Raw genomic sequence first — 26,642 nt, forward strand, 5'->3', positions numbered from 1 at the left:
GCTTTTCATCTTGGGGCGGCCCGGCGATGAAAAAGGCCCGCACCGCCGACATCGAGCAGCGCCTGCTGATCGACGCCATCTACCACCGCTACCACTACGACTTCCGGGGCTACGCCCAGGCCTCGCTCAAGCGGCGCTTGCAGTCGGCCCTGGTGCAGTTCGACTGCAAGACGCTGTCGCAGCTGCAGGACCGTGTGCTGCACGATACAAGCGTGTTCCCGGCCCTGCTCGAGTACCTCACGGTCCAGGTCAGCGACATGTTCCGCGACCCGACCTACTTCCGCTCGCTGCGCACCGAGGTCGTGCCGCTGCTGCGCACCTATCCCTCGCTCAAGGTCTGGGTGGCCGGCTGCAGCGCGGGCGAAGAGGTGTATTCGCTGGCCATCCTGCTGCATGAAGAAGGCCTGCTGGACCGCACCCTGATCTACGCCACCGACATCAATCCCCATGCGCTGAAGGCGGCAGAGCAGGGCGTGTTCGACATGGCGCGCGTGGCGGCCTTCACCGACAACCATGCGCGCTCGGGCGGGCACAGCTCGCTGTCGCACTACTACACGGCGCGCTATGGCCGTGTGGTCTTCGACAAGGGGCTGCGCGAGCACATGGTGTTCTCCGACCACAGCCTGGCCACCGACAGCGTGTTCGCCGAGATGCACCTGGTGTCCTGCCGCAACGTGCTGATCTATTTCGAGCGCGAGCTGCAGGACCGGGCGCTGGGCCTGTTCCGCGATGCGCTGTGCCATCGCGGGTTCCTGGGGTTGGGCTCCAAGGAGTCGCTGCGGTTTTCAGGGCATTCGGAGGCCTTCGAGGACTTCGTGCTCGAAGACCGCATCTACCGCAAGAGGGCCGGGCTGTGATGCCCGCGACCACGAACACACCCGCCTCGGACGCCGCCACAGCCTACGAGGCCATCGTGATCGGCGGCTCGGCCGGCGCGCTTGATGCGCTGTCCGTGGTGCTGCCCACGCTGCCCGCCAGCCTGCGCGCTTCGGTGCTGGTGGTACTGCACCTGCCGCGCGACCGGCGCAGCCTGCTGGGCCAGCTTTTCGGGCCGCGCTGCGCCCTGCCGGTGCGCGAGGTGCAGGACCAGCAGTGGCTGGAGCCGGGCTGCCTGTACTTTGCGCCGGCCGACTACCACCTGCTGGTGGACAGCGGGCCCAGGCTGGCGCTGTCGCTGGATGCGCCCTGGCATTTTTCGCGGCCCTCGATCGATGTGCTGTTCGAGTCGGCTGCCGACTGCTATGGCGAGCGCCTGCTGGCCGTGCTGCTGTCCGGCGCCAACGAGGATGGCGCCCAGGGCATGGCCAGCGTGCACGCGGCCGGCGGCCTGGCGGTGGTGCAGTCGCCAGACAGTGCCGCAATGCAGACCATGCCGCGGGCGGCCCTGGCCCGCGTGCCACAGGCCCGGGTGCTGGCGCCGCAGGGCATTGCCGCGCTCATCGCATCGCTGCACGGCCAGGGGAGGCTTTGAATGTCCATTCAGCGCGCTCCCACCAGACAAAATACCGAGAGAGAATCCATGTCCCAAACAGATCGCGTCAAATGCCTGATCGTCGATGACATTGCCGAGAATCTGATCGCTATCGAAGCGCTGCTGCAGCGCGACGGCATCGAGTTCCTCAAGGCGCATTCCGGCCCCGAGGCGCTGGAGCTTTTGCTCGACCATGGCGATGTGGCGCTGGCCCTGCTGGACGTGCAGATGCCCGAGATGAACGGCTTCGAGCTGGCCGAGCTGATACGCGGCAGCGAGCGCACGCGCCACATCCCGCTCATCTTCATGACGGCCGGCTCGCGCGAGCACAACTGGCAATTCCGCGGCTATGAAAGCGGCGCCGTGGACTTTCTGTACAAGCCCATCGACCCGCACATGCTGACCACCAAGGCCAACGTGTTCTTCGAGCTGCACCAGCGCAAGCAGGCGCTGGCCCAGCAGCTGCAGGAGCGCACCGAGGCGCTGCGCATCAACGAGATGTTCATGGCCGTGCTCAGCCACGACCTGCGCACGCCGCTGCAGTCCATCAAGGCGGCGGCCACCGTGCTCACGCGCCAGCCCGATCCCGGCAAGGTGGCCAACATGGCCGAGCGCATGCTCAGCAGCAGCCAGCGCATGTCGCGCATGATCGAGGATCTGCTGGACGTGACCCGCATCCGCCAGGCAGAAGGCCTGCCGCTGTCGCCCCAGCCGGCCAGCCTGCAGACGCTGCTGCAGCGCACGCTGCAGGAGGTGGAGACGGGCTTCCCGGAGCGGCGCCTGGAAAGCGAGATGCTGGGCAATCTGGAAGGCATCTGGGATGGAGAACGCCTGTGCCAGGTGCTGACCAACCTGCTGGGCAATGCCATGCACCACGGAGATCCCGCGCAGCCGGTGCAGGTGACGGCCGATGGGCGCCAGGACGATCGCGTGTCCATCACGGTGCGCAACGGCGGCACCATTCCCGCGGAACTGCTGCCCACGCTGTTCAATCCGTTTCGCGGTGGTGAACGCCGGCCCGGCCAGCACCAGGGACTGGGTCTGGGGCTGTTCATTGCACACCAGATCGTGCGTTCGCACGGCGGGCGCATCGACGTGCGCTCCGCCGACGGAGTGACCAGCTTCAGGGTGGAGTTGCCGCGCGAGGCGGCAGTGGGAGGCTCCAAGGCCGTGCTGTGACGGCGGGAGCCGGGGGGCGCCGGGGGCGCGAAAGCGCGAACGCTTCAGTGGGTGGGGTTGCCGAGCGCTTCCTGGATGGAGTCCAGCAGCGTCTCCAGGTCCTCGATCTCGAAGGGCTTGAGCAGGGTCCGCACATGGGGACCCCAGGCCGTGGGGTAGGGGCCCAGGTCGTAGCCGGAGCACAGGATGATCCAGCGCTGGGCATCGGCCTCCAGCAGCTGCCGCGCCAGGTCGGTGCCTGACAGGCCGGGCAGGCTGACATCGGAAACCACCACGTCGAAAGGCTGGGCCGCATCCAGTTCCAGGGCCTGCTCGGCGGTGGCGCAACTGGTCACGAAGCGTGATTCGCTCTCCATCAGCAGGCCAATGGTTTCGCGCAGGTCGGCATTGTCTTCAACGTACAGGATTCGCATATCTCTTTGTTGCAGTGCATCATGCTGCTATCAAAAAGGCAGCATTGACGAGGGCTGATCATCCACACCCTCGGGCGGGCATCGCGTAGGACAGCATGCAAACTTTTCTGCCGCCGCCTGCGTGGAGCCGAGGTTGTGGATTGTGCAATACAACGAAGAACGCCAGAACACGGTTTGCGCGCGTTCAGCGGGTGGAGGCCTGCGGCGGGTCCAGAACATGCTTTTGCACGGGCAGGAATTCATCCGCCTGCCGTGAATAGTCCCAGCGCGTGAGCTCTCGGCGCCAGGCCGGGCCCTGTCCAGCCGAGTCCTCCTGCTGCTCCAGCGTGAACAGGCTGTTGGGCGCATGCGCGCGCAGCCGCAGCGATACCGCAGTGCCCGCCTGCGCCGCCCACAGTCCCGGCAGCGGCTGGACCAGGCCGGGGTCATGTCCATGGCCTGACAGCACCAACTGCGCTCCGGCGTCGCGCCAGGCCGCCAGGGCCGTTGCCGCGCGGTGCGGGCGGTGGCTGCGGTCCTGCGCATGTGCGGCTGCCAGCGGGTGGTGGCCGACCACAATGCGCCAGTCGCCAGGGCTGGCCTGCGCCAGCCTTTGGGCCACCTGCCGGATCTGGCTGGCCGACAGGCTGCCGCGCTGGTGGCGCCACCAGCGCGTGGTGTCCACGCCAATCACGCAAAAGCCCTGCTCTGCGCACCAGGGCTGCAGGTCGGCACTGATCCAGCGGGCGTAGCGATCATGGGCATGGCCACCCAGCCGCTCCCACCAGGCCAGCAACGGCAGATCGTGGTTGCCCGGCACGACCAGGCGGCGCGGTACGGGAAGCGCATCGAGAAACTCGCGCGCCTGGGCAAACTGTGCGGCCGTGGCACGCTGGGTCAAGTCGCCGGAGACCACCAGCAGTGCCACGGGCAGACGTGCGGCCAGTCTTGCCGCGGCGGCGCACACGGCCGGATCGTGGGCGCCGAAATGCAGGTCCGACATATGCATGAGCAAAGCCATGGGCGTTCCTTGTCCCTTGATGATCAGGAGGAGGGCCCGGCCTCGCCCGGCACGACCAGCCACAGCGGCTTCTCGCCCAGGCGAAAACGAATGGGCGGCGCCATCCATTCGCGCTCGCCATCAAAGGCCACCTTCAGGCGCCGCGGGCGCCGGCCTGCGGGCTCTGCCACCAGCTCGGTGCAGGCCAGGCTGGCCACCGCATCGTCCTGCGCCAGCCGCCCCAACACGGCATTCCAGACCACGCGCGCCGGGGCCTCGCTGGCCTGCGGCAGCAGCAGCACGGCGGCCAGGTGCTGGCCGTCGGCCACGGCGCGGGCTTCGGCAATGCCCACGCGCTCCAGCTGCATCGGGTTGTTGCCCACGAACAGTGTGCTGGCCAGGTGTTCCTGCTGCTGCAGCGGCGCCTGGCGGTCGGAGCGCAGGGCGATGCGCCAGCGGCGCGCGCTGCCACCGCGAAGAATGCTCCAGATGGAGGCCGCAATGGCCACCAGCCGCGTGCGGCCAAAGCGTGTGGACGCGCGCTCGCGTTCATCCAGCAGGCGCGGGTACAGGCCCAGGCTGGCGTTCACCAGGAACAGCCGTTCGTTGACCAGGCCCACGTTCACGGGCCGCATCTGGCCGGCCTGCAATGCCTGAAGAATGTCCTGCACGGCCTGGGCAGGCTCCAGCGACAGCGCCTGCTCGCGGGCGAAGTAGTTGAAGGTGCCCAGCGGAACCACGCCCATGGGCACGCCCCGCGCCCAGGCTGCGGCGGCCACCGCATTGATGGTGCCGTCACCGCCGGCGGCCACGACCAGGCCGCCATCCTGGCTGGCCCTGTCCACGGCGCGGGCGGCCAGGTGCACGATGTCGGCGCGTGCGCCAGGCACATGCCACTGAACGCTGCGCTGCTGCAGCGCGGGCACGCTGGTGAGGCGGGCGCGCAGCTGTTCCAGGTCGGCGCCTGGGCGCAGCGGCACGATCAGGTGGATGGGGCCGGCGGGGTCCAGACGGGGCGGGGGCGGCTGGCTCTCGGAATAGGTGGGCGTCATGGAAGGCGGGAGGCTGGAACAGGCGCCGATTGTTTCGTGGATTGCACCTGCATGTGCACCGGATCATGCAAGCGGCACACGTCAGCCAAAGCCGACAGGCAGGGCCCCACAAGGCAGCAGCGGCTCACCAGCGACTCCCTGGTGGCTCACTCGTGCCAGGGAGAGCGGTACTCCAGCATCTGCGCCAGCGGCACCGGCCGCTCGAACAGATAGCCCTGTGCATGCTCGCAGCCCAGGGCGTGCAGCAGCCTGGCCTGGGCCTGCTCCTCCACGCCTTCGGCCACGACCTTGACGCCAAAGCCCTGGGCGATGCGCAGCACGGCGGTCACGATGGACTTGTCGGATTCGGACTCCGGCAACTGGCCGACGAAGCTCTGGTCGATCTTGATGCAGTCAAAGCGCAGGCGGCTGAGATAGGCCAGGGAGGAGTAGCCGGTGCCGAAGTCGTCAATGGCGATCTTCACGCCCAGCGCGCGGATGGCGGCAATGCGCTGCAGCGTGGCGTCGCTGTCGTCCAGCAGCATGGACTCCGTCAGCTCCAGGGTCAGCAACCGGGCGGGCAGGCCGCTGGTGGCCAGTGCCTGCTCCAGCGTGGAGGCGAAGTCTGACTGGATGAGCTCGCGTGCCGACATGTTGACGTGCAGCTCGAAGTCGGCGGGCAGCCGGGGCAGGTGGGAGGCGATGTCGTGCGCCGCCGTGCGCAGCACCCATTCGCCCACGCTCAGGATCAGGTCCGACTCCTCGGCCACCGGAATGAAGACGCCGGGCGGCACCATGCCGCGCGTCGGGCTGCTCCAGCGCACCAGGGCCTCGGCGCCGACCATGCTGCCTGTGGCCAGGTCCACCACGGGCTGGTAGAACACGCGCAGCTCGTTGCGCTCCAGCGCCTGGCGCAGCTCCATGGCCAGCTGCGTGCGGCCCAGCATTTTCTGCGCCAGGCTGGGCTCGAACAGCAGGAAGGGGTGCGAGCCGCGCTGCGCCTCACCCAGCGCAATGCTGGCGTTGCGCAGCCACTCGGGCAGCGCGCCCGGCAGCAGCTCGCCGCTGACGGCGCCCGCGCAGGCGCGCAGCACGATGTCGTCCTTGCCCACGGAAAATGGCTGGTCGAAGATTTCCAGCAGATGGCGGCATTTGTCCTGCATCTGCTGCGGCGTGCAGTCATGCAGCCACAGCATGGCGAACTCGTTGCTGGCCGTGCGCGCCAGCAGGGCAGGAAACTGCAGATGGTAGTTGCGCAGCCGCTCGGCCACGGCCCGCAGCAACTGCTCGCCCGTGCCGTGGCCCACATCGTCGCGGACGCTGCGGAAATTCTGCAGCTCCAGCAGGCACAGCGCGGCAGGGCAGGGCGTGTTGGCGGCTGCCGCCGCATCGGCCTGCTCGATCAGGCCGGCGCGCGTGAGCAGCTGCGTCAGGCTGTCGTACTGCAGCAGGGTGCGCATGTGCTCGAACGATTCCTGCAGCCGCTGCGCCATGTTGTGGAAGGCCGAAACCAGGGACGATGTCTCGACCAGGGACGTATCCGGCAGCGCCCCTACCGCGCTCCAGTCGCCCTTGGCCAGGCGGTTGGCCGCATCGGCCGTCACCGCCAGGGGGCGCAGCGCCCGGCGCAGGCACCACACGCCCAGCCCCAGTCCCAGCAAGGCCAGGCCGAAAGCGAGGACCAGCGCATGGCGGCTGTCCGCCCGCATGCTGCTGACCAGATCGGATTCGGGCTGCAGCACCAGGATCCGCCAGTCGATGCCGCGTGCATCGTGGAATGCGGTGACCTGGCCGTGGTAGATCTGCCCCTGTTCCTTGAAGCTCAGGTTGATGGCGTTCTCGGGGGCCGCTGGCGCCGATGAATCCGCGCTCAGATGCGCAGGCAGCAGGGCGGCCAGGCTGCGCAGTGCAAGATCGGGGCTTTCGGACAGCCGCAGGCGCACGGGCGGGTCATAGGGGCCTTCGCGCCGTTTCAGCACCGACAGCTCGGACGAGTGAGCCACCATGTAGCCCTGTGCGTCGACCACGGCGATATGGCCGTTGCCACGCAAGGGCTCGTCGCGCAGAAAGCGGTTCATGCTGCTCAGCCGCACATCGGCGGCCACCACGCCGGCCAGCTGGCCGGACACCCGCACGGAAGTGGATGCGGAAATCGTGGCATCGCCCCGGTCGCCAGTCACCGTATAGATGGGCGACCAGTGCGGGCCGTCTTTGTGAATGGCAGGCTGGTACCAGGGGCGCACGCGGGGGTCGTAGCCGGCAAGGCTGGACATGGGTGGGCCGGGCTCCAGCCCCTCGAAGATCTGCAGGGCGCCCTGGGTGCTGCGGTCCTGAAGAATCAGGCGGTAGCGGCCATCGGGCTCCAGCCGCACGCCCGTGTATTCACCCTGTACGCCGCCAAAGCTCAACAGGCTGATCTGGTGGTGCTGGGCATACAGCTCGGTGAATGAGCGTGTCAGATAGCCATAGATGGGACGCAGGTCGCCGGGTGTGTAGAGCGCCTGCCGGGCCACGGTCTCGGCCAGGGCCTGCTGCACGCGCAGCGGGGTCTCCAGGTAATCGGCCAATTGGTGGCGCGTGGTGGTGGACAGGGAGTCGAGCAGCCGCAGGCTTTCGCGGTTGATGAGTTGGTCCACCTGGCGCTGCTGCCATGCCGCCAATAGCCCGGCCGTGACCACGAACACCGCTATGAAGGGGGCTGTGACTGCCGTGCGAAGTGAGAGCCTGAAGGCGGGCATGCAGAGGTTTCCGTAGCGTGCGCCGGGCAGCCAAGGGCCGGATCTGCCTGCGACAGCGGCCATTGTGCAGTGCCTTCGCAGCCCTGCGTCGCCGCCGCCGCAGTCCGCGCCTGGGCGCTCCTGTGGTTGATAGGAAAATTTGTTGATAAATGGTTTTCGGTAGAAAAAATGAATTCTTGATGGCGATTTGCCAGAACGCAAAGGCGGGCCGTGGCCTGCGCAAAGCCGGCCATTGCGCCACTCGGTTTACATATCCGTTTACAAATTGATCACCATTACATGTAGACATCACATGTAATGGCCGCTATGGTATCCGCATGGAACAAAAGACATCAGCCCATTACCAGCGCCTGCACCGGCAACGGCTGCGCGAACAGGGGCTGGTGAAAAAGGAGGTCTGGATTTTTCCAGAGTACGGCGCGGCATTGCAGCAATTGGAAAAGCAAATGCGCGTGCCGGGATTGCAACCGGAATCAATGGTTCTCATCCACAAGGAGGGCGGCATGGACAACAGCAGACAGGCATATCGGGATATTCACGCCTTGGCGGGCGATCTGCAGCAATCGGCACTGGTGCAGGGCGGCCGGCTCCATATCGAGGTGCTGGAAGGCGCAGACGCAAGTTTGCTGGTCAGCCTGCCCGAATTCGGCGATCTGCCCGTGCATGTGGCGCTTTCGGGCGACCAATTGGTGGTGGAGGCCTTTCTGTGGCCCGCCGACCAGGTGCACGACCGCGCCGGTCTCAACGAGCAAATGCTGCGCCTGCAAAAGCTGTTTCCCTTCACCACGATGGCGCTGGAACCCCAGGCCCACGGCGGCGAGGGCTATGTGATGTTCGCCGCCCTGCATGCCAGCAGCAGCGAGGGCGACATCATTGCCGAGATCCTGACCCTGGCCGACAGCGTCATCCAGGCCACCGAGGCACTGGCCCACTACCTGACGCCGGTGCCCGCAACCTCATCCGCATCCGCACCCGCATCCGCGCAGGCCTGACGCCCCGCTCGAAGACACTGAGCCCCTAGGAGATCATCATGACCATCTGGAACAAGCTGGTGACAGCGTTGCGCGGCGCCGCCCACGAGGCCGGCGAGGCGGTGACCGACAGCCAGGCCCTGCGCATCCTGGACCAGGAAATCCGCGATGCCGACAGCGACCTGAACAAGTCCAAGGAAGCGCTGGCCGACATCATGGCCAAGCAGAAGCTGGCGGCCGGCAAGCTCAAGCAGACCCAGGAACGCATTGCCGAGTACGAGGGCTATGCCGTCAAGGCGCTGGACACCAGCGACGAGGCGCTGGCGCTGGAAGTGGCCGGCAAGGTCTCCGTGCTGGAGACCCAGCGCGACGAGGAGCAATCCCAGCTGGACGCCTACACGCAAAGCGTGGAGCAGCTGCGCGTGGCCATACAGACGGCGCAAACGCATATCAAGCGCCTCAAGCAGCAGGCCGACACGGTCAAGGCCACGGAAAGCGTGCAGCGCGCCCAGGCCACGGTGGCCGGCCGCTACGCAGGCTCGCAGACGCGCGTGCAAAGCGCGCTGGATTCTCTGGAGCGCATCAAGCAAAAGCAGGCCGAGCGCGGTGCGCGCATGGAAAGCGCGGCCGAGCTGGCGCGCGACAGCAGCGAAGATGCGCTGGATGCCAAGCTGCGCGCTGCCGGCATCACGCCCCAGGCGGGCAATGCGCAGTCGGTGCTGGAACGCCTGAAGGCGCAGCGCGCCGCAACTGGCGGAAAAAACGCTTGATGCGCGGCCGTTGTCCAGGCAGGCACTGCCAGGCCTGCCGCCTCGGCTGCCGGATTTGAGGGGAGGGGAGAAACATGTCTGCGTTCCTGCAATACGCGTTTGGCTTTCCGACTTTCATCTTTGGCGCCTTGCTGCTGTTCATGCTGCTGTACTGGCTGATCGCCATGCTGGGCCTGCTGGAGGTGGACTCGCTGGACCACTGGGTGCTGTTCGACGGCAGCGACCATGCGCACGGCGTGGAGCATTCGGTCAGCGCGCTGGCCGGGCTGCTGCTCAAGGTGGGCCTGGGCGGCATTCCGCTCACGGTCATCCTCACCGCGCTGTTCCTGATGTCCTGGCTGGCCTCGTATGTGCTGTGCCATTTCGTGCCCATGCCCCAGGGCTGGACCCTGGTGAACCTGCTGACCGGCTCCCTGGTGGCTGCGGCAGCCATGGTGCTGGGCTTTGCCGCCACCGTGCTGCTGCTGCGCCCGCTGCGGGGCATCGTCAACAAGGTGGCGCCTGCAGAGGAGCCCAAGGTGCTGCTGGGCCGAGCCGGCCTGGTGCGCAGCGCCGTGGTGGACGGCACGCATGGCTACGGCAGTGTCGAGGACGGCGGCGCGGGCCTGAACGTGCAGATGCGCTCGCCCGAGCGCGCACTGGGCCGGGGCACCGAGATCGTGCTCATCGAGCACCTGCCCGAGCACAACGCCTGGCGCGTGGTCAGCAAGGCCGAGTTCGACGGTACCGAGCTGCCGCGCTAGTTCCGGGATTCCCACAAGGCCCGAGCGTCCGTTCGGCGGGCGCGGCCTTTCCGTTTTTTCAGCGTTTTCACAGATAGCAATTCACAGGGGAGATTCGCATGAACATGAGCAACATGGAGTGGTACATCGTCGCCGGGGTGGTGATCGGTTCCGTCTTCGTCGTCATCCTCGGGCTGTTCGCCCTGGTCAAGGCCTTCTACATCAAGGTTCCGCAGGGCACGGCGCTGATCATCAACGACACCACGTCGCAGCCCAAGGTCAAGTTCACGGGCGGCCTGGTGCTGCCGGTGATCCACAAGAAGGAGTTCATGCAGATCTCGCTGCTGACGCTGGAGATCGACCGGCGCGGCAAGGAAGGCCTGATCTGCCGCGACAACATGCGCGCCGACATCACCGTGGCCTTCTACCTGCGCGTCAATGAAACGGCAGAGGACGTGCTCAAGGTGGCCAAGGCCATCGGCGTGGACCGGGCCTCGGACAAGACGGCCGTCAACGAGCTGTTCAACGCCAAGTTCTCCGAGGCGCTCAAGACCGTGGGCAAGCAGATCGAGTTCGTCAAGCTGTTCGAGAACCGCCAGGATTTCCGCGACCAGATCATCCATGTCATCGGCAACGACCTCAACGGCTATGTGCTGGAGGACGTGGCCATCGACTACCTGGAGCAGACGCCCAAGTCCTCGCTGGACCCCAACAACATTCTGGATGCCGAGGGCATCCGCAAGATCACCGAGCTGACGGCCAACCAGAACATCGTCACCAACGAGCTCGAGCGCAACTCCGACCTGGCCATCACCAAGAAGAACGTGGAGACCAAGGAAGCCATGCTGGCGCTGGAGCGCCAGCAGGCCGATGCCGAGGCGCGCCAAAAGCGCGAGATCGCCACCATCCAGGCGCGCGAGCAGGCCGAAACCCAGAAGGTGCAGGAAGAAGAGCGCCTGAAGGCCGAGCAGGCGCGCATCCAGACCCAGGAGCAGCTCGACATCCGCGAGGAAAACCGCCAGCGCGAAGTGGCCGTGGCCCAGCAAAACCGTGAGCGTGCCGTGGTGATCGAGGTCGAGAAGGTCACGCGCGCCAAGGAGCTGGAGATCGTGGCCCGCCAGCGTGAGGTGGAGCTGCAGCGCATCGAGAAGGAAAAGGCCATCGAGGTCGAGAAGGCCAACATCGCCAACGTGGTGCGCGAGCGCGTGGTGGTGGAAAAGTCCGTGGCCCAGGAAGAGGAACGCATCAAGGAAGTGCGCGTGGTCTCCGAGGCCGAGCGCATGAAGCAGGTCACCGTGCTGACCGCCCAGGCCCAGGCCGAGGAAGACATGGTGCGCCAGGTCAAGAAGGCCGAGGCCGAAGAGGCTTCCTCGCGCCACAAGGCCGTGGAAGTCACGACCATGGCCCAGGCCGAGCTGGAAGCGGCCAGCAAGACCGCCGAAGCCAAGAAGAAGCTGGCCGAGGCCATCGAGGTCGAGCGCGCCGCGCCCGGCCTGGCCGATGCCAAGGTGCGCGAAGTCACCGCCGCCGCCCTGGAAAAGGAAGGCCTGGCCCAGGCCCGCGTGATTGCCGAGAAGCTGATGGCCGAAGCCAAGGGCCATCAGGAAAAGGGCCTGGCCGAGGCGCGCGTCATCGAGGCCACGGCCGATGCCAACGAAAAACAGGGCCTGGCCGATGCCAAGGTGCTGGAAGAGCGCCTGCTGGCCCAGGCGCGCGGCGAGGCCCAGGTGGGCGCCACCAAGGCCACGGTCACGCGCGACGTGGGCATGTCCGAGGCCGATGTGCTGCGCGACAAGCTCTTCGCCGAGGCCAAGGGCCTGACCGAGAAGTTCACCGCGCTGGCCTCGCTGTCCGACCAGGCGCGCTCGCATGAGGAGTTCCGCATGCAGCTGGAGAAGAACTTCGAGCAGGCGCTGGCCGCCATCGAAGCCAACAAGAGCGTGGCCAAGGACCAGTCCGAGGTGCTGTCGGCCGCGCTCAGCAAGGCCAACATCGACATCGTGGGCGGCGAGGGCGCCTTCTTCGACAACTTCGCCAAGGCGCTGTCCGTGGGCAAGGCCGTGGAAGGCGTGGCGGGCAAGAGCCCCATCGTGCAGGACCTGATCAGCAAGTTCCTCAGCGGCAAGGGCGGCGCATCGCTGCTGAACGCGCTGGGCGACGGCAAGGGCCTGCCGCCCACGCAGAGGGTCGACTGAACGGGGCGGCCGCCCGGCCGCTCCCTCCACCGGCTGCCCAGCCTCCCGCATCCGCCTTCCTCCGCCCGCCTGCCTGCCAGTCAGCTGGCCGGGGAGGGCGTGAATGGTCCCTGACACGCGAAAGCCCGTGACGCCCATGTCCCAACCGTCCCCATCGTCCCCACAGTCCCTGTCCCCCGACACCGCGGCCTCTGCCGTGGACCAGGCAGTCGCAAGCGGCGGCTCCTATGAAGTGCTGGCCAAGCGCCTTGACGGCCAGGGGCAGGCGCTGGAGACGCTGGCACGCCAGCTCAACGAGGAGCGGCTGGAGGAATTCGGCCGCAGCCAGATGGAAGTCATCGGGCGCATGCGCGTGCGCACCGAAAACAACTGCCTGGGCCGCGACATCGCCCAGGTCGGCGGCTACCTGCTGTTTGGCTACAACGTCTTCATGGGCCTGAAGCAGTCCACGCGCGTGGAAGACGTGTTCGTGCTGTACCGCCTGCACGAGGGAGAGCAGGGCTACGAGGTCACGCCGGTCGATCTCAAGGACAGCTTTCTGGGCATACAGAGCTTCGTGCAGGACTTCCAGGAGCTGTACGCCTACTACAAGAACACCCGGCTGATGCAGCTGGCCGTGCGCGACGGCAAGCTGCTGGCGAGCTTTCAGATTGGCGAGCGCCTGTCCGATGTGCGCGTATTCCGCTGGTCCGTGCCCGTCGATGGCCAGCCCATCCGCTACATAGACAACCGCGGCGAGCGCGACATCGAACTGCCTGCACCCCACGACTTCGAGTGGCAGCGCGCCGGGCGCGAGCAGCTGGTGCAGGGACGCCACCCGCACATCAACGTGCTGGACAAGGTCTTCGTCGAGACCCTGGGCGGCACGCTGACCATCAAGGTCGAGAACAACACCAACGACGGACTGGGCATCTACAGCGAGCCCGTGCAGGAGAAGAACCAGTCGCTGGACGACGCCGTGTTCGAGTACGCCGCCGTCGGCAGCCTGATCCTGCTGAAGATCCTGCCCTACCGCGAAGAGCAGTGGCGCTACCTGATCTTCAACACCCTGTCGCGCCAGGTTCTGCGCATGGACGCCATCGGCGCGGCCTGCATCCAGCTGCCGCAGGACCACGGCATCATCTTCCCCGGCGGCTACTACCTGCAAAGCGGCGAGAACCGCTCGTTCGAGCAGAACATGCAGGGCATGCGCTACCGGCGCAGCATCCGCTCGCCCAACGGCGAGGATGTGCTCTACGTGTTCTACGAGCCCGAGAGCGGGCGCATGGCGCTGTTCAAGTACAACCTGATCGAGCGCGCCCTGCAGCCGCCCATCATCGGCCACGGCTATGCGCGCATGGACGACGGGCGCGTCGTCATCTTCGCGGCCGAGAGCAACGAGGCCTCGCGCGTGCACCCCATGCAGGTCTGGCGCACGCCCTTTGCCTCGGACGACTATGCGGCACGCCAGCCGCAGCGCGACAGCTTCCTGGGCCGCATCGGCAATGCCGAGCTGGTCAGCGGCATCTCCGACCTGTACAGCGTGCGCAAGGAAATCGCGGCCACCGAGGTCTCGCTGCCGCGCTACGAGCGCCTGATCGACGCCGCGCGCCGCCTGTTCGAGCGCTACCACTGGCTGGGCGCGCCGCAGCTCAAGGGCGTGCACGAGACCCTGCTGGGCATTGTCGCCACGGGTGATGCGGTCATCGACGAGTACGAAAAGGTCGAGAGCATCCGCAACGCCTCGGCCAAGGCCATGGGCGAGGTTTCCAGCCGCCACGGCCAGCTGCTCAAGACACTGCGGCTGGCCGACTGGAAAAGCATTGGCGAGTACGTGGACGCGCTCACCCAACTGGGCCAGTTGCGCGGCCAGCTCATGGCCACGCGCGACCTGCGCTATGTGGACCAGGCCGCCATCGACACCATGGTGCAGGGCGTCAACGAGGCCCAGGCCGAAGTCTCCCAGCGCACGGCCGCCTTCATTGCCACCGACGAGGCCATGCAGCCCTATGCCGACCAGTTGCAGGCGCTGGACCAGGCCGCGCAGGCGGCAGCCACGGTGGCGCAGATCAACGAGCCGCTGGCGCGCATGGCCGACATGGCGGCCGCGCTGGACATGCTGTCCGAGCTCATGGGCAGCCTGTCCATCGACGACGCCACGCAGCGTACCCAGGTGGTGGATCGCATCTCGGCCGTCTATGCGCGCCTGAACCAGGTGCGTGCACGCGCCGAGCAGCGCCGGTCGGGCCTGGGCGGCGCCGAGAACGTGGCCCAGTTCGCCGCCCAGCTGGCGCTGTTCTCGCAAAGCATCGTCAGCGCCCTGGGCCTGGCGCAGACGCCCGAGAAATGCGACGAGCAGCTGGCGCGCCTACTGGTGCAACTGGAGGAAATCGAAAGCCGCTTCGGCGAGCACGAGCAGTTCCTCGGCGACATCATGGCCAAGCGCGAGGAGGTGCTGGAGAGCTTCGAGGCGCGCCGCCAGTCGCTGCAGGACGAGCGCCAGCGCAAGGCGCAAGGCGTGCTGGACGCGGCCCTGCGCATCGTGCAAAGCCTGCCCAAGCGCACCGAAAAACTCGCCAGCGCCGACGCCCTGCATGCCTTTTTTGCAGGCGATCCGCTGATCGGCAAGCTCAAGGAGCTGGCCCAGCGCCTGCGCGAGCAACTGCATGACCCGGTCAAGGCCGACGACATCGACGGCCGCGTCAAGAACCTGCGCGACCAGGCGTTTCGCGCGCTGCAGGACCGCACCGAGCTGTACGAAGGCGACGGCGCCATCATCCGCCTGGGCCGCCACCGCTTCAGCGTGGGCAACCAGGAGCTGGACCTGACCCTGCTGCCGCGCAACGGCGAACTGTTCCTGCACCTGGTCGGCACCGAGTATTTCGAGCCCATGGACAACCCGGAGCTGGCCGCCCTGCAGGCCTACTGGGATGCCTCCACGCCGGCCGAATCACCGCAGTTCTACCGGGGCGAATACCTGGCCCTGGAAGTGGTGCTGGCCGCGCGCCAGCGCCGTGACGGCTGGAGCGAGGCCCGGCTGGCCCAGTTGCTGCCCGACGAGGCGGCGCTGACCCAGGCCATCCGCGAGTTCTCCGCGCCGCGCTACCGCGAAGGCTATGAGCGCGGCATCCACGACCATGATGCGGCCCGCATCCTGCAGGTGCTGCTGCCCCTGCGCGATGCCGCCGGCGTGCTGCGCTTTGCGCCCGACGCCCGTGCGCTGGCCCTGCTGTTCTGGAGCGCACAGGCCCAGGTGCAGCAGCCGCAGCTGGCTGCCGCCATGGCGCAGTGGCCGCTGCGCGCCCAGCAGGCCCAGGCCATGCAGCAGATGTTCGGCAGCGAGGCCGAGCAGCTGAGCCTGCGCACCGACATCTCCGAGCGCCTGCGCGCCTATGCCGAAGAGCGGGGCCTGCTGCGCGACCTGCTGCCAGGACAGGCGGCGCCCGCAGACAGCGATATCGACAGCCTGATCCACGGCGCCGCCGACTACCTGCAGGCCGAGCTGGCGCAAAAGGCCGTGCGCTTTTCCTTCTCCAGCTACAGCCAGTCGGCCATTGCCGCGCTGCAGGCCGCCGTGCAGCAGCAGGCCCAGCCGCTGCAGCGCTGGGAAGAAATGCAGGCCTACTGGCAGGGCGAGGACCGGCGCGACAAGGCCGTGGCGCCGCTGGACCAGCGCTGGCGCAGCGCGCTGCACTGGCTGCAGACCGCCTGCCGCGCGCTGGACGACGGGCAAGGGCAGGCCTGGCTGGCCTATTGCGGCGAGGCCGCGGCATGGCTGTGCTGTGCCGGCCAGTTGCCCTGCAAGGTCAGCAGCGTGGACCTGCGCCACGAAGTGCCGGGCCTGCTGGGCCAGCATCCGCGCATTGCGGACGGCCGCATGTGGCTGCAGATCGACGACCTGGGCCAGCGCGCCGCGCGCCATTTCCGTACCTTTGTTCCCGAATTCGGCCGCTACCAGGCGCTGCGCCAGCAGCTGCTGCAGGAGTGGCGCTCGCGCGTGCGGGTGGAGGAATTCAAGGCCCGGCCGCTGTCGTCCTTTGTGCGCAACCGGCTCATCAACGAGATCTACCTGCCCGTGATCGGCGACAACCTGGCCAAGCAGATCGGCGTGGCCGGCGAGAACAAGCGCACCGACCAGATGGGCCTGCTGATGATGATCTCGCCACCCGGCTACGGCAAGACCACGCTGATGGAGTACGTGGCCAACCGGCTGGGCCTGATCTTCATGAAGATCAACGGCCCGGCGCTGGGCCACTCCGTGCGCTCGCTGGACCCGGCCCAGGCGCCGGACGCCACGGCGGCCAAGGAGCTGGAAAAGCTCAACCTGGCGCTGGAGATGGCCAACAACGTGATGCTGTACATCGACGACATACAGCACACGCACCCCGAGTTCCTGCAGAAATTCATCTCGCTGTCGGACGGCACGCGCCGCATCGAGGGCGTATGGAAGGGCCAGACCCGTACCCACGACATGCGCGGCAAGCGCTTTTGCGTGGTGATGTCGGGCAACCCGTACACCGAGTCGGGCGAGGTCTTCAAGATCCCCGACATGCTGGCCAACCGTGCCGACATCTACAACCTGGGCGACGTGCTGGGCGGAATGCAGGAGGTGTTCAAGCTCAGCTATATCGAAAACAGCATGACCTCGAACGCCGTGCTGGCGCCGATGGCCACGCGCAGCCTGCAGGACCTGTACCTGCTGCTGGACAAGGCGCAGGGCCGGGAGGTCTCGGGCAATGCGCTGTCGCACGACTATTCATCGGCCGAGCTGCGCGAGATCGAGGCCGTGCTGGCCCGCATGGTGCAGGTGCGCGAGCTGGTGTTCAAGGTCAACCAGCAGTACATCCAGAGCGCCGCGCAGGACGACGGCTACCGCACCGAGCCGGCCTTCCGGCTGCAGGGCAGCTACCGCAACATGAACAAGCTGGCCGAGAAGATCACGCCCGTGATGAACGACCAGGAAATGCAGCAGATGCTGGCCGACCACTACCAGGGCGAAGCGCAGATGCTGACCACGGGCGCCGAGGAGAACCTGCTCAAGCTCGCCGAGCTGCGCGGGCAGATGAGCGACGAGGACAGCGCCCGCTGGCAGCAGATACGCCAGCAGTTCCTGCGCCGCCAGGCCGCAGGCGGTGCCAATGCCGACGCTGCCACGCGCGTGACGGCGCAGTTGGTCGATCTGGTCGCCGCCACGCGCGAGGTGGCCCAGTCGGTGTCCCAGTCCCAGCAGCAGGCGGTGCAGGAAGACGCCGCCGGCCAGGCCCACGCATCGGCAGCGGCCGCGCAGGCCGCCGCCAGGGACGCTGACCAATCCCAGACGCTACAGGCGCTTCAGGCTCTGCTGGCGCGGCTGCTGCAAACCCAAAGCGCGGCAGGCGATTCGCTGCACGGCATACGCGAGCTGATGGCACAAAGGGCGGCCAGCGAGCCCGTCAGCACCCAGGCCAGCACCCCGTCGGAGGTACAGGCCGCCCGGGACCGTCAGGCCCTGGTCCACATGATGGGCCAACTGCTGACCCGCTCGCTGGCCCAGTCCCTGGAGCCCGTGGTCACGCACCTGGACCAGGCCCGCCGCCAGCAGCTGGGCCTGCACCGCGTGCTGATGCAGGTGGCCACGCGCATGCAGGAGCAGATCGACGCCCAGCGCGCGGGCCGTCCCGTGCCGGCTGCTGGCGCCATACGCTCCGAGGAAATCGACAAGGCCTTCGAGCGCATGCAGCGCGGCGACGTGCCGCCTGCGGCCTAGCTCAGAAACGCCCGCGCACCGTCAGCATCACATTGCGCGGCTCGCCGAAGTAGTTGGAACCGTAGGCGGCCCACACGCGCTGGTAGTACACCTTGTCGAACAGGTTGTTGATGGTGAGCGTGGCGTCCACATGGCGGTTGATGCGGTAGCCGAGCTGCAGCGTCGCCGTGGTGACCGGACCCTGCGAGAACTTCACATCGCCGTTGAGCCGGTACATGCGGCTGACGCTGCGCAGGCCGCCGCCCAGGCTGAAGCCCTCCAGCGCGCCGGTGCCGAACTGGTAGCGCGTCCACAGGTTGAAGCTGTGGCGCGGGGCGATGAAGGTGTACAGCTGGGCCTTCTGGTCGGGCGTGCCCTCCAGTGTCTTGGTCTGTGTGTAGGCGTAGCCGGCCGACACATTCCATCCGGGCGCAATGCGCCCGCCGATCTCGGCTTCCACGCCCTGGCTGCGCATCTTGCCGGATGCCACCGAGAACAGCGGATTGGCCGGATCGGTCATGGCGCGGTTGGTGTCCTCCATGCGGAAGATGGCGGTGCGCGCGTTGAGCTGGCCGTCCATCCACTCGCCCTTGAGTCCCGCCTCGTACTGCTGGCCCACGCGTGGGCGCAGGGTGTTGCCCGCGGCGTCGCTGGTGGTCTGCGGCGCAAAGATGCGCGTGTAGCTGGCATAGGCCGACACCTGGTCATTCAGGTCCAGCACCAGACCGGCATAGGGCGTGAACTTGCCGTTGATGCGGTTGTCGGTTTCCGAGAACTGGTTGAAGTAGGCATTGCGGTTGATGGCGTGGTTCTGCCACCAGGTCATGCGCCCGCCCACGCTGATGAGCAGGCGGTCCACGGGGCGCAGATTGGCGCGCCCATACAGGCCGAACTGCTCGGTGCGGTTGTCGTTGCCGTTGGAGAAGCTGTAATTGGTCGGCAACGGCACGTTGTTGTCGGGCTGGTAGATGTTGATGGGCGCGTTGTCGCCGCCGCCGTACTGGAAGTTCTTGCGGATCTTGCGGTAGTCGGCGCCCACGGCCAGCTCGTTGCGGGTGCTGCCGAAGGCGCTGAAGGGCAGGCTGGCGGAGGCGTCCAGGCCATGCGTCTTCCAGTGGCTGCGATAGGCCCAGCTGACCAGGCAGCTGTCGCCCGTGGCCGGGTCGGCGGCGCAGTCCGACCAGCCGAACATGCGCGAGGGCTCGTCCTGCTCGCGGTACATGGCGTTGAGCCTGATGCGCCCACCGTTGTCCAGTCGGTGTAGCAGCTCGGCAAAGTACTCCGTGTTCTTTTCCGTGATGTGGTTCCAGATGGGGTCCAGGTAGCTGGAGCGAGGAATGTCCAGCAACTGCCCATCGGGCAGGGCCGGCAGCCCGAAGGCCGGGCGGCCCTTGTACTGTTGGTAGCTGCCGCCGGCCGTGAGCGTGGTGGACGGGGCCAGGTCCACCTCGACCACGCCGTAGACCAGGGGCTTGCGCGAGTACACATGGTCCACGAAGGATTGCTGGTCCTGGTAGGCCGTGACCAGCCGGCCGCGTACGCGGCCGTCGCGGGACAGCGGGCCGGTCATGTCGGCCTCTGCGTAGTAGCGCTGCCACGAGCCTGCCGAGAACTGCGTGTTGAACTCGGCCTGCGCCTTGGGGCGCTTGCGCACCAGGTTGATGGAGCCGCCCGGATCGCCCGCGCCCTGGAACAGCCCGGCCGGGCCGCGCAGCAGCTCGATGCGGTCGTACATGGCCATGCCGAAGCCGGTGGACAGGTCATTGCCGGTGCTGGCCGGCATGTTCACGCCATCGGTCTGCACCGTATCCACGGCATAGCCGCGCAGATAGAAGTTGCCATGGTTGCCGCCCGTGCTGCCGGGCTCCACGGTGACGCCGGCCAGGGTGCGCATGGCATCGTCCAGGCTCTGGATGTTCTGGTCTTCCAGCATCTGGCGTGTGACCACGGACACGGATTGCGGAATCTCGCGCAGGCTTTGCACGCTCTTGCCCAGCGTTACCACCCTGGCCGTGTAGGCGCCGGTGTCCTCGGTGGCGGTGGAGTGCTCGGCCCAGGCGTTCACCCGCACCTCGCCCAGGGTGAAAGACGCCGCGGCGGCCGCAGGCGGCGTGACCACGGGATGGGCCGCGCTCTTGCGCAGCACGTAGACGCCCTGGCCGGCCTGCACCGCCTCCAGCCCCGTGCCGCGCAGCAGCTGCGCAAGCCCGCCCGTCAGCTCGAAGCGTCCCTTGAGGCCGGCGGACTGCAGGCCCTGCGTCAGGCGCGGGTCGGCCGACAGCGTCACGCCCGACTCGCCGGCCAGACGCGACAGTGCCTGGCTCAGCGAACCAGCGGGAATGTCGTACTCGCGTGCTGTCTGCGCGGCCGGGGCGCTTGGGATGGCCTGTGCGGCTGCCGCACCGGCGGCGCCCAGCATCAGCCCGAGCAGGGCAGCCTGAACGGGCCGGCGCACAAGTCGGTGCGAAAGGCGCTGGTGGACCGAGGCGGCAAGCGCCGAAAGAGGGAAGGGGGCCGTGGCGGCCAGGGAAATACGCTGCGCCATGAAGAACTGTCCTTTGGAAGACGAGGGAAGCGGTGCCCAGCCAGCCTGGGACGCGCCGTTGAAGCTGTCTTCCTGTATGACCGCCGATCCCGCAAAAGGGGACATGCCGCAGGCTCAGGGCGCGGCCAAGCCCGAAATCTGCACCCAGTAGCGCGTGCGCTGGTGGATGCGCACCGGCAGCGAAGCGGCCAGCGCCAGCAGGGCCTGGTCCGTGTCGCGCAGCTGGAAGGCGCCGCTCACGGGCAGACGGGCCACGGCCGGGTCGCAGCGCAGAATGCCGGGCCGGTAGCGCGACAGTTCGGCCACGAATTCGCCCAGCGGCGTTTTCTCGGCATAGAGCACGCCCTGCGTCCAGCCGTCCGAGGCCAGGCCAGCGGGCTGCACAGGCTCTGCCGCGCCGCTGCCCATGCGCGCCTGCTGGCCCGCCGACACGCGCACGGGCTCGCCGCCCCGTGCCGGGCGCAGCTGCACCGCACCTTCGCGCACGACGACCAGGGTGCTCTCATCGTCCAGAATGCGCGCCGCATAGCGTGTGCCCAGGGCCAGCGCCGTGCCCTGCGGCGTCTGCACAAGAAACGGGCGGCCGGCCGCATCGGCAGCGGTCTGTATCCACACGGCGCCCGCGCGCAGTACCAGGCGGCGCTCCATGGCGGTGAAGGCAATGTCCACGGCGCTGCCGGTATCCAGCTGCATGCGGCTGTCGTCTGGCAGCTGCAGTTCGCGGCGCTCGCCCGTGGCCGTGCGCACGTCGGCAGACCAGGCCGACCACGGTCCGGCGCGCCAGGCCAGATAGCCTGCAGGCCCGGCCACGATCAGCGCGGCCAGCAGCTGCGTGGTGGCGCGGCGCCGGGCGCTCCCTGCATCCCTCAGGGCCGCCGCCCCCAGCGGGCCCAGGGCCGCGCCGTTGCCGGATGGCGCTGTGGCCGTGCCCACGCGTCCCATCACCAGCTCGGCGCGTTGCCAGGCGGCTTCGTGCTGCGGATCGGCTGCGCGCCAGCGGGCCAGCGCCTGTGCCTGGCCCGCATCTTGCGGCTCGCATTGAACGCGCACCAGCCATTCGGCTGCTTCGCGCGCGGCGCGCGCATCGATGGCGCTGGAGGTGGACGAAGCGCCCATCAGCAGACCAGCACGATGCACTGCGCAAAGGCCTGGGCCATGAAGCGCTTGATGGTGCGTTCGGTCACCCCCAGGCGCTCCGCCGCCTGGGCGTAGGTCAGTCCGTCCAGTTGCGACAGCAGGAAGGCCTCGCGCACCTTGGGCGGCAGGCCGTCGAGCATGGCGTCGATCTGGTGCAGCGTCTGCAGGATCAGCAGCCGCTCCTCGGGCGAGGGCGCCATGGGCTCGGGCATTTGCGCCAGGGTGTCCAGCCAGGCTCGCTCCAGCGATTGGCGCTGCACGTGGTTGATCAGCAGGTTGCGCGCCACCGTGGTGAGGTAGGCGCGCGGCTCGCGCATCTGCAGATCGCCACGTGCTGTCTGGGTGGACAGCAGGCGAACGAAGGTGTCATGCGCCAGGTCGGACGCGTGGTCCGAGCCGCCCAGCTTGCGGCGCAGCCAGCCCAGAAGCCAGGGGTGATGCGCCCTGTAGATGGCTTCAACATCGCTGTGCGAGGTGGCGCAGTGTGGAGCAGGCACGGTCTGGAAACTCTGGAAGACAGCCCCGAAGGCCTGTGGAGATGAAGGTCGGAAATAAGAATCGGTCGCAATTATAGGGATGCGGTGGCCGGATTTTTCCTTGTCGATGGCTTGGCCGTTGCGGTCCTTGGCTGAGCCGACATCGCAAACCTCGATGTCCCGGACATGGGTCCCTCACCTACAGCCTGACCCAGCTCAGGCGCCGATGCTGAGGCAGCGTGTCCGCCACGGCGTGCACGTCCCACGAACAAGCCAACACGATGGACGCCCCATGGAACACAACACCCAGCTTTCCGTTTCGCGCAGGGACCTGCTGATCGCAGGTGCCTCCACGGCAGCGGCAACGGCCGTGCCTCGATCGGCCGGCGCGCAAGTGCAGCCTCCCTCCATCCCTGAAGGGGTCCAACTTCCGGTCACCCTGCAGGTGAACGGCAAGGAACACCGCCTGGACCTGGACACCCGCACCACGCTGCTCGACGCCCTGCGCGAGCATCTGCACCTGACCGGCACCAAGAAAGGCTGCGACCATGGCCAGTGCGGGGCCTGCACGGTGCTGGTGAATGGCCGGCGCGTGGTGTCCTGCCTGAGCCTGGCCGTGATGAACCAGGGAGCCGCCGTGACCACCATCGAAGGCCTGGGCACGCCGCAATCCCCGCACGCCATGCAGGCCGCCTTCGTGCGGCACGACGGTTTCCAGTGCGGCTACTGCACGCCGGGGCAGATCTGTTCTGCCGTGGGCGTGCTCGATGAAATCAAACGCGGCATGCCCAGCCATGCCAGCGAAGACATCGTGGCCCAGCCCCTGGTGTCGGCCCATGAACTGCGTGAACGCATGAGCGGCAATCTGTGCCGCTGCGGGGCGTATTCCAACATCGTCGATGCCATCACCGAAGTGGCGGGGGAGGGCAGGACATGATTGCCTTCACCTACGAACGCGCCCAATCCCCCGCGCAGGCTGCCGCCGCCGTGGCGGCCCGGCCGGGCGCCCGCTTCATCGCCGGGGGCACGAATCTGCTGGACCTGATGAAGCTGCAGATAGAAACCCCCGTGCATCTGGTCGATGTGAACGGCACCGGCATGGACACCGTGGAGCCCACTGCGCAGGGCGGCTTGCGCATAGGCGCGCTGGTGCGCAACAGCGACCTGGCCGCCCATGCGCGCGTGCGGCGCGACTACGGCGTGCTCACCCGCGCCCTGGTGGCCGGCGCCTCCGGCCAGTTGCGCAATATGGCGACCACAGGCGGCAATCTGCTGCAGCGCACCCGCTGCCCGTATTTCTACGACACCAATATGCCGTGCAACAAGCGCGTGCCGGGCAGCGGCTGTTCGGCCATTGCCGGCGTGAGCCGCCAGCATGCGGTGATCGGCGGCAGCGAGGCCTGCATTGCCACCCATCCCAGCGACATGGCCGTGGCATTGCGCGCGCTGGACGCCACGGTGGAAACCATCCAGGCCGACGGCAAGGCCCGCGTCATCCCCATTGCCGACTTCCACCGGCTGCCCGGCAGCACGCCGCATGTAGAGACGGCCTTGCAGGCCGGCGAACTGATCACATCCGTCACCCTGCCGCCCCCGCCGGGCGGCACGCACATCTATCACAAGGTGCGCGACCGGGCTTCCTATGCCTTTGCGCTGGTGTCGGTGGCCGCCATCGTGCAGCGCGACGGCAGCGGGCGCGTGGCCCTGGGCGGCGTGGCGCACAAGCCCTGGCGGCTGGAGGCGGCCGAAGCACAGATGCCGCAGGGAGCCAAGGCCGTCACCGACCGCCTGCTGGCAGGCGCCCGGCCCACGCAGGACAACGCCTTCAAACTCCCGCTGGCCGAGCGCACGCTTGCCGCCGTGCTGCATCAGGCAAGGAGCTGACCCCATGAAATTCGACACCCCCGCAACCCTCAACCCGATTGACCAGCTAAAGACTATCGGCCAGCCGATGAACCGCATCGACGGCCTGCTCAAGACCACCGGCACGGCGCCGTATGCCTATGAACGGCATGACGTGGTCCAGCACCCGGCCTATGGCTATGTGGTGGGCTCGGCCATCGCCAAGGGCCGCATACGCAGCATCGGGCTGGCGCAGGCAAGCCGCGCGCCCGGCGTGCTCACCATCGTCACCGCACAGACCGCTGGCAAGCTGGGCCAGGGCAAGATGAATACCGCGCCGTTGCTGGCCGGCCCCCAGGTGGCCCACTACCACCAGGCCGTGGCCCTGGTGGTGGCGGAGACCTTCGAGCAGGCGCGCGCTGCCGCGCAATTGGTCCGTGTGGACTACGAGCCCGTGGCTGGCGCCTATGACCTGGCAAAGGCCAAGGACTCCGCCGTGCCACCCGACAGCATCAATGGCGATGCGCCGGATACGGCCATTGGCGACTTCGACGGCGCGTTTGCCTCCGCCCCGGTGAAGGTGGACGCCACATACACCACGCCCGACCAGTCGCACGCCATGATGGAGCCGCATGCCACGCTGGCCGCATGGAAGGGCGACCAGCTCACGGTATGGACCTCGAACCAGATGATTGCCTGGGGCCAGGGCGAGCTGGCAAAGACGCTGGGCATTCCCAAGGACAAGGTGCGCTTGGTCTCGCCATTCATTGGCGGCGGTTTTGGCGGCAAGCTGTTCCTGCGGGCCGACGCACTGCTGGCCGCGCTGGGCGCCCGCGCGGCAGGCCGGCCCGTCAAGGTCGCACTGCAGCGCCCGCTGATGGCCAACAACACCACGCACCGCCCGGCCACCATCCAGCGTGTGCGCATCGCGGCAGGGCAGGACGGAAAAATCACCGCCATCGGCCACGAAAGCTGGTCGGGCGACCAGTCCGGAGGATCGGCGGACGGTGCCGTGGACCAGACCCGCCGCATGTATGCCGGCACCCATCGCATGACCGCCACGCGCCTGGCCGTGCTGGACCTGCCCGAGGCCAATGCCATGCGCGCCCCGGGCGAGGCCACGGGCCATATGGCACTGGAAGTTGCCATGGACGAGCTGGCGGAAAAGCTCGGCATCGATCCCGTGGAACTGCGCATCCGCAACGACACCCAGGTGGTGCCGGACAGCGGCAAGAAGCCGCAACCCAAGGCGAAGGAGGGCACCCCTGCCCAGGAGCACAAGCCGTTTTCCCGCCGTGAGTTCGTGCAGTGCCTGCGCACGGGCGCCGAGCGCTTCGGATGGAGCCAGCGCAATCCTCAGCCGGCCCAACGACGCGAAGGGCGCTGGCTGATCGGCCTGGGCATGGCCGGCGCCTACCGTGGCGCGCCTGTCATGAAGTCCGCCGCCCGCGTGCGCCTGGACAGGCAGGGCATGCTCACCGTGGAAACCGACATGACCGACATCGGCACGGGCAGCTACACCATCATTGCCCAGACGGCGGCCGAGATGCTGGGCCTGCCGCTGCAGCAGGTGCGCGTGCGGCTGGGCGATTCCGGCTTTCCCGTGTCGGCCGGTTCGGGCGGGCAATGGGGCGCGGCCAGTGCCACCTCCGGCGTCTATGCCGCCTGCGTGAAGCTGCGCGAGGCCGTGGCGCGCAAGCTGGGCATGGACCCGGCGACGGCCGAATTCTCGGATGGGCATGTGCAGGCGGGCGGCAAGCGCCGGGCCCTGGCCAGCGCTGCCGGCGACGCCGACCTGACGGCCGAGGATGCCATCGAATTCGGCGTGCTCGACAAGAAGATGCAGCAGTCCACCTTTGGCGCTCACTTCGTGGAGGTCGCCGTGGACGCCTTCACTGCCGAGGTCCGTGTGCGCCGCATGCTGGCCGTTTGCGCGGCCGGCCGCATCCTCAATCCCAAGACGGCCCGCAGCCAGGTCATCGGCGCCATGACCATGGGCGTGGGAGCGGCCCTGATGGAAGAGCTGGCCGTGGACACGCGACTGGGCTATTTCGTCAACCATGACCTGGCAGGCTACGAGGTGCCCGTGCATGCCGACATCCCGCACCAGGAAGTGATCTTTCTGGACGAGGTCGATCCCATGGCCTCGCCCATGAAAGCCAAGGGTGTGGGAGAGCTGGGTATCTGCGGCGTGAGCGCAGCCATTGCCAACGCCATCCACAACGCCACCGGCGTGCGGGTGCGCGACTACCCGATCACGCTGGACAAGCTGCTGGCAGGACTGGGGAGGCTGGCTTGAGAGGGGACTGCACCTGAGGCAGCCCGCTCAGGCCCTGGATTCTTGATGAACGAAGGCCGGTCACCTCTGGGTGGCCGGCCTTTTTGCACGCGGCCATCAATAGAACGCATAGCTTGCGCGTCCGTCGGCATTGGCCTGGAAAGGCTGGCGTGGAGATACTTTTTGCACTG

18 protein-coding genes are annotated in these 26,642 nt (G+C 67.6%); 11 read left to right on the top strand and 7 right to left on the bottom strand.

The window, feature by feature from the left end; all coding sequences use genetic code 11:
- Nucleotides 1-26: 26 nt before the first annotated feature.
- The 3 genes from IAE24_RS16825 to IAE24_RS16835 are packed head-to-tail and all read left to right on the top strand — an operon-like array spanning nucleotide 27 to nucleotide 2,650.
- Nucleotides 27-857, top strand: a complete 831-nt coding sequence (locus IAE24_RS16825; protein WP_096916350.1) for a CheR family methyltransferase — start codon at nucleotides 27-29, stop codon at nucleotides 855-857.
- The gene (locus tag IAE24_RS16830; protein WP_013802377.1) at nucleotides 857-1,471 is read left to right on the top strand and encodes a chemotaxis protein CheB; all 615 of its coding nucleotides are present in this window, start codon (nucleotides 857-859) and stop codon (nucleotides 1,469-1,471) included. The genes IAE24_RS16825 and IAE24_RS16830 overlap by 1 nt, the downstream gene beginning before the upstream one ends.
- 48 nt (nucleotides 1,472-1,519) lie before the next feature.
- Nucleotides 1,520-2,650, top strand: a complete 1,131-nt coding sequence (locus tag IAE24_RS16835; RefSeq protein ID WP_034393830.1) for a hybrid sensor histidine kinase/response regulator — start codon at nucleotides 1,520-1,522, stop codon at nucleotides 2,648-2,650.
- 44 nt (nucleotides 2,651-2,694) lie between these two features.
- On the opposite strand, the gene IAE24_RS16840 is transcribed toward IAE24_RS16835, so the two are convergent.
- The 4 genes from IAE24_RS16840 to IAE24_RS16855 form a co-directional block, all read right to left on the bottom strand.
- Nucleotides 2,695-3,063 (bottom strand): response regulator, encoded by a 369-nt coding sequence (locus tag IAE24_RS16840; RefSeq protein WP_199960657.1) that lies wholly within the window; start codon nucleotides 3,061-3,063, stop codon nucleotides 2,695-2,697.
- Between the two features lie 184 nt (nucleotides 3,064-3,247).
- Complete coding sequence (locus IAE24_RS16845) at nucleotides 3,248-4,063, bottom strand: metallophosphoesterase family protein (protein ID WP_200016378.1); 816 nt, start codon at nucleotides 4,061-4,063, stop codon at nucleotides 3,248-3,250.
- 23 nt (nucleotides 4,064-4,086) lie between these two features.
- Complete coding sequence (locus tag IAE24_RS16850; protein ID WP_099733591.1) at nucleotides 4,087-5,094, bottom strand: diacylglycerol/lipid kinase family protein; 1,008 nt, start codon at nucleotides 5,092-5,094, stop codon at nucleotides 4,087-4,089.
- A 146-nt stretch (nucleotides 5,095-5,240) separates the two neighbouring features.
- Nucleotides 5,241-7,874: a bifunctional diguanylate cyclase/phosphodiesterase gene (locus tag IAE24_RS16855; RefSeq protein WP_199960655.1), complete on the bottom strand. Its 2,634-nt coding sequence runs from the start codon at nucleotides 7,872-7,874 to the stop codon at nucleotides 5,241-5,243.
- 440 nt (nucleotides 7,875-8,314) lie between these two features.
- On the opposite strand from IAE24_RS16855, the gene IAE24_RS16860 reads away from it, so the two are divergent.
- From IAE24_RS16860 to IAE24_RS16880, 5 genes are all read left to right on the top strand, one after another.
- A complete protein-coding gene (locus IAE24_RS16860; protein WP_233626200.1) occupies nucleotides 8,315-8,803 on the top strand; it encodes a YjfI family protein in 489 nt (162 codons plus the stop codon).
- 38 nt (nucleotides 8,804-8,841) lie between these two features.
- On the top strand, nucleotides 8,842-9,552 hold the full coding sequence (locus IAE24_RS16865; RefSeq protein ID WP_012205647.1) for a PspA/IM30 family protein: 711 nt from the start codon (nucleotides 8,842-8,844) through the stop codon (nucleotides 9,550-9,552).
- Nucleotides 9,553-9,626: 74 nt separating this feature from the next.
- Nucleotides 9,627-10,295: a hypothetical protein gene (locus IAE24_RS16870; RefSeq protein WP_043822459.1), complete on the top strand. Its 669-nt coding sequence runs from the start codon at nucleotides 9,627-9,629 to the stop codon at nucleotides 10,293-10,295.
- A 98-nt stretch (nucleotides 10,296-10,393) separates the two neighbouring features.
- On the top strand, nucleotides 10,394-12,469 hold the full coding sequence (locus IAE24_RS16875) for a hypothetical protein (protein ID WP_012205645.1): 2,076 nt from the start codon (nucleotides 10,394-10,396) through the stop codon (nucleotides 12,467-12,469).
- Nucleotides 12,470-12,605: 136 nt separating this feature from the next.
- Entirely contained in the window at nucleotides 12,606-18,194 is a 5,589-nt protein-coding gene (locus IAE24_RS16880) for a DNA repair ATPase (RefSeq protein WP_233626199.1), read from the top strand.
- 1 nt (nucleotide 18,195) lies between these two features.
- Here the strand turns inward: IAE24_RS16880 and IAE24_RS16885 are convergent, their stop codons facing one another.
- The 3 genes from IAE24_RS16885 to IAE24_RS16895 form a co-directional block, all read right to left on the bottom strand.
- Entirely contained in the window at nucleotides 18,196-20,718 is a 2,523-nt protein-coding gene (locus IAE24_RS16885; RefSeq protein WP_233626198.1) for a TonB-dependent siderophore receptor, read from the bottom strand.
- A gap of 114 nt (nucleotides 20,719-20,832) precedes the next feature.
- Complete coding sequence (locus tag IAE24_RS16890) at nucleotides 20,833-21,834, bottom strand: FecR domain-containing protein (RefSeq protein ID WP_071955960.1); 1,002 nt, start codon at nucleotides 21,832-21,834, stop codon at nucleotides 20,833-20,835.
- Nucleotides 21,834-22,352 carry a sigma-70 family RNA polymerase sigma factor gene (locus IAE24_RS16895; RefSeq protein WP_199960652.1) on the bottom strand — a complete coding sequence of 173 codons (519 nt, stop codon included), beginning with the start codon at nucleotides 22,350-22,352 and terminating at the stop codon, nucleotides 21,834-21,836. The genes IAE24_RS16890 and IAE24_RS16895 overlap by 1 nt, the downstream gene beginning before the upstream one ends.
- 271 nt (nucleotides 22,353-22,623) lie before the next feature.
- Here IAE24_RS16895 and paoA point away from each other — a divergent pair, with 271 nt between their 5' ends.
- Genes paoA through paoC form a run of 3 tightly spaced genes read left to right on the top strand, consistent with a single transcriptional unit; the run spans nucleotide 22,624 to nucleotide 26,472 of the window.
- The gene (gene paoA / locus IAE24_RS16900; protein WP_013802387.1) at nucleotides 22,624-23,268 is read left to right on the top strand and encodes an aldehyde dehydrogenase iron-sulfur subunit PaoA; all 645 of its coding nucleotides are present in this window, start codon (nucleotides 22,624-22,626) and stop codon (nucleotides 23,266-23,268) included.
- Nucleotides 23,265-24,215 carry an FAD binding domain-containing protein gene (locus IAE24_RS16905; protein ID WP_199960651.1) on the top strand — a complete coding sequence of 317 codons (951 nt, stop codon included), beginning with the start codon at nucleotides 23,265-23,267 and terminating at the stop codon, nucleotides 24,213-24,215. Before paoA ends, IAE24_RS16905 begins: the two co-directional genes overlap by 4 nt.
- Nucleotides 24,216-24,219: 4 nt before the next feature.
- Entirely contained in the window at nucleotides 24,220-26,472 is a 2,253-nt protein-coding gene (paoC, locus tag IAE24_RS16910; RefSeq protein WP_199960650.1) for an aldehyde oxidoreductase molybdenum-binding subunit PaoC, read from the top strand.
- Nucleotides 26,473-26,642 lie beyond the last annotated feature (170 nt).

Source organism: Delftia sp. S65, assembly GCF_016516495.1.
GTDB classification, from domain to species: domain Bacteria; phylum Pseudomonadota; class Gammaproteobacteria; order Burkholderiales; family Burkholderiaceae_C; genus Comamonas; species Comamonas acidovorans.

What these genes read in the sequence shown, in the direction of transcription:
- IAE24_RS16845 (WP_200016378.1), bottom strand. Translation starts at nt 4,063, where the DNA reads ATGGCTTTGCTCATGCATATGTCGGACCTGCATTTCGGCGCCCACGAT.
- IAE24_RS16875 (WP_012205645.1), top strand. Translation starts at nt 10,394, where the DNA reads ATGAACATGAGCAACATGGAGTGGTACATCGTCGCCGGGGTGGTGATC.
- IAE24_RS16850 (WP_099733591.1), bottom strand. Translation starts at nt 5,094, where the DNA reads ATGACGCCCACCTATTCCGAGAGCCAGCCGCCCCCGCCCCGTCTGGAC.
- IAE24_RS16825 (WP_096916350.1), top strand. Translation starts at nt 27, where the DNA reads ATGAAAAAGGCCCGCACCGCCGACATCGAGCAGCGCCTGCTGATCGAC.
- IAE24_RS16830 (WP_013802377.1), top strand. Translation starts at nt 857, where the DNA reads ATGCCCGCGACCACGAACACACCCGCCTCGGACGCCGCCACAGCCTAC.
- IAE24_RS16855 (WP_199960655.1), bottom strand. Translation starts at nt 7,874, where the DNA reads ATGGCCGCTGTCGCAGGCAGATCCGGCCCTTGGCTGCCCGGCGCACGC.
- IAE24_RS16865 (WP_012205647.1), top strand. Translation starts at nt 8,842, where the DNA reads ATGACCATCTGGAACAAGCTGGTGACAGCGTTGCGCGGCGCCGCCCAC.
- IAE24_RS16835 (WP_034393830.1), top strand. Translation starts at nt 1,520, where the DNA reads ATGTCCCAAACAGATCGCGTCAAATGCCTGATCGTCGATGACATTGCC.
- IAE24_RS16885 (WP_233626198.1), bottom strand. Translation starts at nt 20,718, where the DNA reads ATGGCGCAGCGTATTTCCCTGGCCGCCACGGCCCCCTTCCCTCTTTCG.
- IAE24_RS16890 (WP_071955960.1), bottom strand. Translation starts at nt 21,834, where the DNA reads ATGGGCGCTTCGTCCACCTCCAGCGCCATCGATGCGCGCGCCGCGCGC.
- IAE24_RS16870 (WP_043822459.1), top strand. Translation starts at nt 9,627, where the DNA reads ATGTCTGCGTTCCTGCAATACGCGTTTGGCTTTCCGACTTTCATCTTT.
- IAE24_RS16860 (WP_233626200.1), top strand. Translation starts at nt 8,315, where the DNA reads ATGGACAACAGCAGACAGGCATATCGGGATATTCACGCCTTGGCGGGC.
- IAE24_RS16905 (WP_199960651.1), top strand. Translation starts at nt 23,265, where the DNA reads ATGATTGCCTTCACCTACGAACGCGCCCAATCCCCCGCGCAGGCTGCC.
- IAE24_RS16840 (WP_199960657.1), bottom strand. Translation starts at nt 3,063, where the DNA reads ATGCGAATCCTGTACGTTGAAGACAATGCCGACCTGCGCGAAACCATT.
- paoA (WP_013802387.1), top strand. Translation starts at nt 22,624, where the DNA reads ATGGAACACAACACCCAGCTTTCCGTTTCGCGCAGGGACCTGCTGATC.
- paoC (WP_199960650.1), top strand. Translation starts at nt 24,220, where the DNA reads ATGAAATTCGACACCCCCGCAACCCTCAACCCGATTGACCAGCTAAAG.
- IAE24_RS16880 (WP_233626199.1), top strand. Translation starts at nt 12,606, where the DNA reads ATGTCCCAACCGTCCCCATCGTCCCCACAGTCCCTGTCCCCCGACACC.